This window comes from Bacillus sp. SRB3LM (assembly GCF_015712745.1).
In the GTDB taxonomy this organism is placed as follows: domain Bacteria; phylum Bacillota; class Bacilli; order Bacillales; family Bacillaceae_G; genus Bacillus_A; species Bacillus_A thuringiensis_K.
The window spans coordinates 524,605-535,189 of record NZ_VWVQ01000021.1 but is presented as its reverse complement, the minus strand read 5'-3'; the positions used below and the strand labels follow the sequence as shown (position 1 = coordinate 535,189).

Genomic DNA, 10,585 nt, shown 5'->3' with positions numbered 1-10,585 from the left:
GCCATAAAAAAATCCCCTCCAGATAAAACAGTATTGAGTCCATCATATCAGATGGACTCTTTTTTTACTGTCTACCTATAGGGGATAATACCAAGTCGCTCCTTTTTTATTTGTTTCGATACATAAGTATCTTCAATGTTTTTTTAGTTTACATTTGTGAAGACTAATTAAAAATTAGTATCCTCCGCCCCAGCAGCTGCATCCTACAATTATTAATAGAATGAATAACACAACTAATAAAGCGAAACCTCCACCAAAACCACAAGAACCACCGTAACTCATATTTTCTCCTCCTTTTGGTTTGAAAACTAATAGGTAGTTGATCATTTTAACTGGTTCGTATTATACATTATGTGTATATCCCTTTTTTGAGCATGTCTACATAAAAATAAGTAAAAGCACTCGTTTAAAGAGTGCTTTAAAATGGATACCAAAAGTTTTGAAATACGTTTAATTTTAAATATACCGCAACAATAAATATGAAAATACCGGCAAATAAAGCGATGAAATCTTCACGTTTCGCCTTACTTGTATAAAACCATGTACGTTTATCCTTCTTTCCAAATCCTCTTAAATCCATTGCATTTGAAACCGTATCTATTCTTTCTAGAGAATGAATGATTAGTGGCCAGAAAATTAAAACACGGTTCTTCATACGAACCCATAAACTTGCTTCTCCTTTTTCAAAAGCCACTCCTCTCGCTTCTTGCGCGTGTTTAATAATTTTATACTCAGACTGGATGTCAGGAATATAACGTAGTGCAATATTTATTGCATAAGTAATCTTATAATGAATACCCAGTTTACTTAAGTTACTTACAAATTCACTTGGATCTGTCGTATAAATAAAAAGAAGTGTAAATGGTAATAACGTAAAATACTTTAATGAAAGTGTAGCTGCATAAAATAATGTTTCATATGTAATCGTTGCATATCCAACATGTAAAAACACGGTATATGATTCAGTTAATTCAGATCCATGAGTTGGTGTAATCAATAAAATCATGACAGAGTTTAATAAACTAAATGTAAATATGACACTAAAAACAATTAAAATTTTACGAAATGGAATTTTAGCAATGCTGAGCCCGATACACCCAATAATAAATAATATTAGCAACACCCGAAAATCAAAAAACAAAAAAGTAAGCGTCATACAAAAAATAAATAAAAACAATTTCACTACCCCATCCATACGATGAAAATATGTACTATGCACCTTCCTCCCTCCTATTACTGTCTAAATAAAGCTCCATAAATTTTTCTGGACATGCAATCCCACTAAATTTAACAAGCTTGGTTAAAGAACTCTCTCTTAAGTTGGCTCTTTGTAACGTTTCTTGATCGCCTAATACATCAAACACTGTATTATCCGCAATAATTTTCCCTTCATGTAGAACTACTGCACGGTCTGCATATTCTAGTACGAGATTCATATCATGAGTGATAAAAACAAATGAAATACCCTTTTTAGCTAGGTTTTTAATAAAAGACATAAATTGTTTATAGTGATAATAATCTTGTCCCGCTGTCGGTTCATCTAATATGATAAGTTTAGGATTTGTTGTTAATACAGATGCGATTGTTAATCTCTTTTTTTGCCCATAGCTTAGTGCTTGAATTGGCCAATTACGAAATGGATATAAACCACAAATTTTTAAAGTTCCTTCTACTCTATTCTTAATTTCTTCCTTAGAAAAATTATGTAATGTTAATGTAAATGAAACTTCTTCAAAAACAGTAGGCTGTGTAATCATATGATTTGGATTTTGCATCACGTAAGATATGATTTCCCCACGTTTACGAATAGACCAAGAACTAATATCTTCACCTTTTAACAAGATTTTCCCATTTTTCATTTTGTTTATGCCTATAAGACTATGAGCTAATGTTGATTTCCCTGCTCCATTATGTCCTAACAGTGCCACAATTTCTCCTTCATATATTGAAAGGTTTACATTTTCTAATACTTTTTGTTTATTAGAGTATGAAAATGATAAATTCTCCACTTTAAGTAATTCCTTGTTTTTAGTATTCCCTTTTAATATGACTTGTTTCTCCATCCACTCTTTTATAACGTTGCTTACCTTTTCTTTTTGAAGGTTTTCCATTGGATATATTACGTCATTATTACTATCAAAATGTAATCTCTTTAATGCTTCGATGTAAATAGGCTCTCTTAAGCCGATACGTGGTAATATATTTGACGCTAAGATTTCTTTTGGTGTTCCTATCGCAATGACTTTACCTTCATCAATTAATATAACTTTGTCTAAATCCAGTTTTAAAATTTCTTCTATCCTATGTTCGATAATAACAATCGTTTTATTATATTGTTCATGTATATCTTTCATAAGTTCTATCGTATGTATGGCGCTTAGTGGATCTAAGTTTGCTAACGGTTCATCGAACAATAATATATCCGCATTTGTTGTTAATAAACCAGCAAGGGAAACTGTTTGCTTTTGACCTCCTGATAATTCATGTGGACTTTGTTTATGAAACGTATGCATCTTCACCTTTCTTAATGAGTCCGAAACAATCTTTTTCATATCATCTTGCTTTACACATTCATTTTCTAAATAAAAAGCTACATCTTCTTCTACTGTCAGACCAATAAATTGAGCATCTTGATCTTGCAAAATTGTTCCTACCTGTTTACTTTGTTCAAAAATACTTCCTTCCCTCGGGTCTTTACCGGCAATTAAAACGTTACCTGTACTAGTCCCTTCGTAAGAAAATGGGATTAGCCCATTTATACAATGAGCTAATGTCGACTTGCCTGAACCACTTCGTCCAGCAATTAGCACTTTTTCCCCAGGGTATATATGAAAGGTAATATCACTTAAAGTAGGCTGCGCAGCATGCCAATATTGAAAGGTGAATTGTTCAAACGAAATAATTGGTTGCATGTTAACATCCCTACTTTTCAATTTTTAAATGTGTATGTTTCTTATTGGATTTCGCCAAACCAATTGTAAGTGGCAATCCAAGTACTAAGAAAACGATGACATCGGAAATTGTTGCGCCTAATACTTGTATAACAATTTTGTCAAATGGTTCTCCCATCACAATAATATCGAATGCCCCAGCAAATATAATAGCAATGACAATACCAACTAGCCCAGTAATTGCTAAATAAGAAATATCCCCCTTGTTAAACGACCCGTTTTTCACACTAAAACCAACTCTTCTTTGAATAAGCCCCATTGAAAAACCAATAATTCCTGAACTAATAACCCAGCCCCACCAAATCCCCCAGCCAGCAATCGTATCTGTTACGGTATGACCGATAAGTCCGATTAACAGTCCTGCCACTGGACCAAATAATGCTCCAAAAACAGTTAATATAGCTAATGCTGGTTTAATAAATGTATTCGGTGCAATAGAAAATCCCCAAAGCCCTAATATCCCGTATAATGCTGCTCCAATACCGATTGCTACTACTAACTTTGTTGATAATTTGTTCATGACAATTCCCCTCTCATATTAGTCAACTTTTATTACTCTATATTTAATTTAAAAATGAATTATGCATCGACACTCCCTTTCTATACAACAAAAAAATGACCTCTTACATAAGAGGTCATTTTCTGTCACGTTCAAGAATCCTCTTATCTTTCAAAAAACACATCGTGTCCTCTGCGGAATTAGCACCTTCCTATAAAATTGCATAGGGGTTGCTGAGGTTTCTTAGGGCCGTTCCCTCCACCTCTCTGGATAAGTATTAATTTGTAATTCGTATTATGGCACTAAAGAATGTAAATTTCAACACTTTTCTTACTATTTTTATTTTTTTGTTAAATAGATCATTTAAATCATTGTATTCTTATCGGAATTATGAAATAATAAATTCAAAATCGTTTCGGGAGGAATGCATTATGAAAGTTATTGGTTTGATTGGAGGATTAAGTTGGGAATCTACATCATTATACTATAAACATATTAATACACTTACACTCTCTCAATACGATCAAAATGCAAAGTTAGTTTTATATAGTATGGACTTTGGTGAAGTAACTACTTTATTACAAAACCATCAATATGAAGAAGTGAAAAATGAACTAGTTACAGTTGCAAAGAAAGTTGAAAAATCTGGGGCTGAATGTTTATTAATGTGTTCAAATACCGTACATCTATTTGCCGAGGAAGTAGAACAAGCAATATCTATCCCGCTTCTTCACATTGGTGATGTAAGTGCTAAAGAAATGGTAGAACAGAATATAAAACGTATCGGACTATTAGGAACAAAACAAACGATGGAGCAAGATTTCTATAAATCACGATTAGCGAAATATAACATTGAGACAATTATCCCAAATGACGAGGAAAGAACTTTTATCCACCATGTCATATTAGATGAATTAAGTAGAGGGATCATTTCAGAAACATCTAAAGAAAAGCTATTACAAATTACAAAATCATTAATTCAAAACGGCGCTGAAGGTATATTATTAGGCTGTACTGAAATACCTTTACTCATCTCCCAAAATGATCTCACTGTTCCCGTTTTTGATACTGCTTTTTTACATGCAAATACTGCTGTACAATTTGCTGGATAAGAATATACAAGCATAAAGGTGAGAACCTCTATGCTTGTATACAGTTACGACTATTTATCCCGCTATTTATGGGTAGTAAAATCCCTATCGATTAAAGTTTTACTTTATTTAAAAGAGATTCAATAACTGCAATTGCTTCTTTTGAACCACCACATTCTAAAAAGCTATCATTAAGTTTTCTTATACCATGTTTATACTTTTCATTTGAAAGAACATCTGTTACGGCCTCTTTTAAAGTGTGCACATTAACATGTTCTTTCAATAGTCTATGTGCCGCTTCAAGCTCAGTTAATCTTTGCGCTATCATTGGCTGGTCTTTATCATGCGGTATTATTACAAATGGGACATTATAATGAATGGCATCGTGTACGCTATTCATACCACCATGTGTAATAAAAACATCTGCTTCATTTAATATTTCTGATTGAGGTACGTATGGAGCAATTATAAAATTATCTGGTGCTTTCTTAATTTTAGAAATATCATTTCTATCACCAATTGCCATTACAACTATCCCATCAAAATCTGAAAAAGTATCAATACAAGTATTAAAGAATGGTTCGAGTCCTTCAAGCAGTGTTCCCATTGAAATATAAATAACTTTCTTTTCTTTAAGTGATTCCAATGGAAACTTTATATTTGTTTTACGCTTTGAAATACTCGGTCCAATAAAAATGTTATTTTCTTCGAATGATTCGCTATTAGGTTGGAAATAACGACTTGTGTATACGAGACAAACATCACCCTTATTATTCATAAATTGAAGATTATTGTTTGGTTTTACTCCAAATTCATGTTCCATCTGGTTTAATAATTTTTCAGAGATCTTCTCTGGTTGGAATGGTATATCTGCATTTGGATGAAAAGGTAATGTCTTCAAAAACTCTGGAGGAATTAAAAATATAGGTGAGGACACTACACCTGGAACTTTTAAATACTCCTTTACTAACTCTCCCGCACCAAATATATCATAAATTACGAAATCAAAATTTATGCTTTCACTTAATTGTTTCGTAATTTCTAATATATATAAAGAAGTTTGAACATGCACATGAAAGAAAGCATTTAACCCAGATGAGGTTTCAGCATCAATAGAAATCCCCTTTAATAGATCCGGATGAGTATGTACAGTAGCTCCTAAATCTTCAATTCTACCCTTAAAGTTTGCCGTTGTAATATAATGTACATTATCCCCTCGTTCAGTAAAGGCTTTTACTAAATTTAATGTAGGGTTTACATGTCCCTCTGCTGGAAAATTAACTACTAAAATATTTAGCACTTATTCCTCACTCCTTACATTTCACTATTTTAATTAAGCATACTGTTATTTGTACATGTAATCGTCCCCTAATAGTCCTAATGTGCTTGCAACATTATGTTGATAAATAATTTTCAGTCATCAACATAAAAAAAGGCATCTACCTATGTAGATGCCTAACCGTGATAAGGAGTGTTCTGTGAGGTTAGAACAAGCTTTTCTGCTTGTCTATGCTATCAATATATGATTTATTTTACAAAACGTGAATCGTTAATAGAATTATTTTAGCTCATTAAAATAAAAAAAGAGTTATTAATAAATATAATCTCAATTATTATTATGATGTAGCTACCTATGTTCCTCCAATATTTTAGAATAAACAGCTTCATATATACCTCATTTCTAATCTATTCCCAGATAAAAACGCCTCTAGTTCACATGAATGCTAGAGACGTTTCGTCCATTTTAATTCTCTTTAGAGTCATCTGTTTTTGGCGCTTCACCAGTTAATCGCTTATTTTTCAAATCAAAATAAGCATCTAAAACTTCTTTTCCAATATCGGAGTTAATGCCTGATTTATCATTTTTAACCCACGGTACTACAACAGAAAATGCTACTTCTGGATCATCATATGGCGCATATCCAGCTAATGTTAAATTATAACATTCTCTACGGTCGCCTTTCTCATTTCGCCCAATATCATTTTCTCCACCATATACAGTTTGTGCGGTCCCTGTTTTACCAGCTGGTTTATATGGTGCTTTTTGGAACGCTCTTACTCCCGTTCCATCTCCTTCTTGAAATACTTTTCTAAATCCTTCTTTTACTTGATTAATATATTCTTGTTTCATATCAATTCTATTTAAAACAACGGGTTCTATTGATTGTACTACTTTACCAACCTCATCTTTTTGAACGGTTTGTTCTCTAATCTCTTGAACAATTTGTGGTTTCATTCGATACCCTCCATTTGCGATAGTGGAAATATATTGTGCAAGCTGAAGTGGTGTATACGTATCATATTGTCCAATAGAATAATCTAATAAGAAACCAGGCTGATTATCTTTTCTTCCAATTTGTCCTGCAGTTTCATTTGGTAAATCAATACCAGTTTGTACGCCTAGTCCAAATTGCCTGAAATAATACCTCATTTTATCAAAATATTCTTGTTTAATATCTAGTGAACTATTTTTCACATAATCCACGCCAGCAATTTTTAATGCTATATTAAACATATAAACGTTTGAAGAAACTTGTAACGCTCTTAGATCGTCTATATCACCAAAATTTTTCCAAGACTTCTTCTCCTTAGTTCCTTTAAACTTCATAGGTGCATCATAAAAATGTGTTCCAGGAGTTATTGCATTTGTTTCAAACCCTGTTAACACTGTCGCACCTTTAACCGTTGATCCAAGCTCATAAGAACTAGTCAGCGTGCCTAAAGCATAATCTTCTACTTCCATTTTCCCGTCTTTTTCTACAAGCTTTTTCCCAGCCATTGATAATACTTGGCCATTTTTTGGATTCATCATCACTACGAAAGCACGGTCTAACATTGATTCTGATCCTTTATATTGTTTTAATATTTTTTCTATACTCTCCTCTACTTTTTTTTGCAATTCCATATCTATTGTTAAAGTTAAATTTTTACCGCTTTTCCCTTCAGTAACAGTTTCCGTTCTAATAGTATTTCCTTGTTTATCAGCAATGCTTCTTACTTCTTTTTTTGTACCATGAAGTACATCTTCGTATTGCTGTTCTATATAACTTTTGCCGACCCTATCATTTCGGCTATAATCACGCACTAAATAATAATCTAATCTTTCACGTGGCAATCCTTCATCAGCATTTGAAACGTTACCAAGGACAGAACGGAATAACCCATCATTTACATAGATTCTCTCCCAATCAACTGATGCATCTACCCCTGGAAGGTTCGCTAAATTTTCACTAATCACCGCATATTCCTGTTCACTAACGTTCTTTTTAATAATTTGAGGTGCCATTTGAAAACCTGAGTTCATTTTGCTTTTAATAGCTAACACTTCTATATCTTTAGCCGTTAATTCTTGAAGATTTTTATCTGTAACGCGCTTCCTTTTTAAATCTTCTATTTTTTTGTCTAGCTCTTTTCCGGTAATATCCTTATCTCGGAACTTATCTATTTCTTTTTTTGATACTAAGTCTTGAGTAAGTTCTGGATTTAATTGCATCCAAAAGTCTTTCTTATCAGTCTCCGTTAACTTATCTATATCTTCTTGTGGCATTTCAATAATATCTGCAAGTTGTCTTGCTGATTTTAATATTTCTTCTTGTTTTACACCTTTCACCTTTGTATATGTAATTGTACGTAAAGACTTATTATCAACTACTGGATTTCCTTCACGATCAAATATTTTCCCACGTGGTACAGAAAGACCCACGGTTGTATTTTCTCTCTTCTCTACTTCATTTTTATATGTTTCTCCATCAAAAATTTGTACTTTCCCTAACTGAATAATAATGCCAGAAAATAATAAAAATACACAAAGGAATAAAATATTTAACCGGAGAGGTACTACTCTCCCACTTTTCTTCTCTTGCTTTTTCACCTTGTCATAATCTCCTCCTTACAATATTCCAAATAATAATCACATTTCTATATTAAAAGTAATGTACAATTTCTATACATTGCTTTGTACAAATATTAATATAATGTTTAAAACTTAATAGAAATTAAAACAAAGGTAAAGAAAAGGTAAAGTTTACTAAATTAAATATAAAAAATACCCAATAACAAAAAGCTTAGTTTTCACTAATCGCTTTGTTATTGGGTATTAATTCATTTAAGAATTACTACTAGTGGGTATCGTTATACATTTGTCGTCACAATTAGAAAGAGATTGTTTACTTAGTACTTTCGGTAAGTGAATAGTTACTGTTGTCCCGACACCAACCTCGCTCATGATACTAATTGTCCCTTGATGACTTTCAATAATTTTATAACTTAACATTAATCCAATACCAGTCCCTTTTTCTTTCGTACTATAAAAAGGTTCACCTAATCTCTTAATTCTTTCTTCAGGTATTCCTATTCCTTCATCTATTACATGAATGATGACACCATCATCATTTATTTCTTTTATGTGAATTGAAATTTCCCCACCATTTGGCATAGCTTCGATTGAATTTTGCAAAATATTAATAAATACTTGTTTCAATTGATTTTCTGAGCATTCAATAATTATATCTTTGTCATCCGTAAATAGTTCAACTTGAATATTTGTCATAATTGCTTTTGTATTCATTAACGATACGACATTTTTAAAAATTTGATAAATATTTTTCTTTTCTGTATTTATCTCATCTGTTTTAGCAATTGATAGAAATTCTTGTAGGATTGCTTCTATCCTTTCAATTTCAGAAAGCATAAGATCAAAATATCTTTCTTGATCTTCTTTATTAATTTGGAATAACTGTATAAAACCTTTAATTACAGTTAAAGGATTTCTTACTTCATGAGCCACGCCAGCTGCTAATTGACCAATTGCTGCAAGTGTATCTGATTTGTTTAACAATTCTTCTGTCTTTTTTCGCTCTGTAATGTCGCGTACAATAATCATAATTTTATCATGTAATAATGGTAAGCACCTCGCTTCAAAGAAATCAATACTTCCATTAAGTGTGAGTGGATATTCTACAATTACATTCGTTCCTTTTTCCTTCACTTGATTAATGGCTTCCTGAAACTGCTGTGCTACTGAAGATGGTAATACTTCGTAAAACTTTTTTCCCATAAAAGCTTCTGCGGGTACGTAAAACTTTGTAGGAGATCCTGCCTTGTAATCTATGATTGTACCATCATCTTCTGTTAAGAAACATAAATCCGGTAAAGCTTTAAAAATTAATTCCAGTTCAGATGTTTGTTGTTTTAACTGCTCTTCTATCGCTTTTAAATGGGTAATATCTACACCAACAGCCCAATAACTATATCCTGTTACAGGAAACTGTTCTGATATATTCGACCACATTATTGTTTTGATTTCACCATTTTTACATGTTAAGTGCATTTCCCAATCTCTGAAATTTTTTCCACAAGTTAAAAATTTCTTTTGTATTTGATGGCGATAATTATGATTAGGATACAATAATTGCAGTGCATTGGGATTTCCAATTATTTCTTCAGCGGTATAACCGGTTACAATTTCACATTCTCGATTCCACAAAACAAAATCTCCATTATAATCAAGCGCATCGACCATAACAGGCATGTTTTGTAAAATCGTATGTAGTTCCTCCTCTTTCCGAGAAAGCAACGTTGTATTTTTACTTTGAAATATTTTTATTGCACCATCTAAAATTAAATTCGAGAGCATTTCAAAGTATTTTTGACAACTGAAAATTTCACTTTTTTTGGACCATACAACAAAAGATCCTAGATGTTGATTGTATAAGAAAATGGGGATTTCAATCTTTGGAAGTTTACTCTTTTTTATCTCATTCATTCCGAATGAAAAAACACACTCTTTTTCAGCATCAAGAAGTTGATGTGATATGTTAGTTAATTTATAAAATTGTTCTGCCATGGTTTCTATTGTACTCACATCAATAAGTTCCATTAGCCGCGAATTCATTCCTTTTTCACCTCAATATGTAAAATTAATACAAATGTAAAATTCATACTTCTCCATTATACGAAGAAAGCTAGTGTAGGTATATAGCTGTAGAATAATTATTCGAACAAATTTTATTTTTCAATTAAAATAAGAAAAGAATATATATACT

The 10,585-nt window shown here is 32.1% G+C and carries 8 protein-coding genes and 1 riboswitch; of the genes, 1 reads left to right on the top strand and 7 read right to left on the bottom strand.

Features of this window, described 5'->3' with window-relative positions:
• Nucleotides 1-174 precede the first annotated feature (174 nt).
• From F3I02_RS15985 to F3I02_RS15970, 4 genes are all read right to left on the bottom strand, one after another.
• Nucleotides 175-282 carry a YjcZ family sporulation protein gene (locus F3I02_RS15985; RefSeq protein WP_000120182.1) on the bottom strand — a complete coding sequence of 36 codons (108 nt, stop codon included), beginning with the start codon at nt 280-282 and terminating at the stop codon, nt 175-177.
• Nucleotides 283-418: 136 nt separating this feature from the next.
• The gene (locus F3I02_RS15980; protein WP_000556378.1) at nt 419-1,219 is read right to left on the bottom strand and encodes an energy-coupling factor transporter transmembrane component T family protein; all 801 of its coding nucleotides are present in this window, start codon (nt 1,217-1,219) and stop codon (nt 419-421) included.
• Nucleotides 1,212-2,912, bottom strand: a complete 1,701-nt coding sequence (locus tag F3I02_RS15975; protein WP_001182529.1) for an ABC transporter ATP-binding protein — start codon at nt 2,910-2,912, stop codon at nt 1,212-1,214. The genes F3I02_RS15980 and F3I02_RS15975 overlap by 8 nt, the downstream gene beginning before the upstream one ends.
• 10 nt (nt 2,913-2,922) lie before the next feature.
• A complete protein-coding gene (locus F3I02_RS15970; protein WP_001038213.1) occupies nt 2,923-3,471 on the bottom strand; it encodes an ECF-type riboflavin transporter substrate-binding protein in 549 nt (182 codons plus the stop codon).
• 140 nt (nt 3,472-3,611) lie between these two features.
• A riboswitch (SAM riboswitch) is annotated at nt 3,612-3,727 on the bottom strand.
• Nucleotides 3,728-3,881: 154 nt separating this feature from the next.
• Here F3I02_RS15970 and F3I02_RS15965 point away from each other — a divergent pair.
• Nucleotides 3,882-4,562, top strand: a complete 681-nt coding sequence (locus tag F3I02_RS15965) for an aspartate/glutamate racemase family protein (RefSeq protein WP_000864394.1) — start codon at nt 3,882-3,884, stop codon at nt 4,560-4,562.
• A 91-nt stretch (nt 4,563-4,653) separates the two neighbouring features.
• Here the strand turns inward: F3I02_RS15965 and F3I02_RS15960 are convergent, their stop codons facing one another.
• The 3 genes from F3I02_RS15960 to F3I02_RS15950 form a co-directional block, all read right to left on the bottom strand.
• Nucleotides 4,654-5,841, bottom strand: coding sequence for a macrolide family glycosyltransferase (locus F3I02_RS15960; protein WP_196478163.1), 1,188 nt, complete (start codon nt 5,839-5,841; stop codon nt 4,654-4,656).
• 444 nt (nt 5,842-6,285) lie between these two features.
• Complete coding sequence (locus tag F3I02_RS15955) at nt 6,286-8,412, bottom strand: peptidoglycan D,D-transpeptidase FtsI family protein (protein ID WP_000743782.1); 2,127 nt, start codon at nt 8,410-8,412, stop codon at nt 6,286-6,288.
• Nucleotides 8,413-8,646: 234 nt separating this feature from the next.
• A complete protein-coding gene (locus F3I02_RS15950; protein ID WP_001088548.1) occupies nt 8,647-10,434 on the bottom strand; it encodes a PAS domain-containing sensor histidine kinase in 1,788 nt (595 codons plus the stop codon).
• Nucleotides 10,435-10,585: the final 151 nt, after the last annotated feature.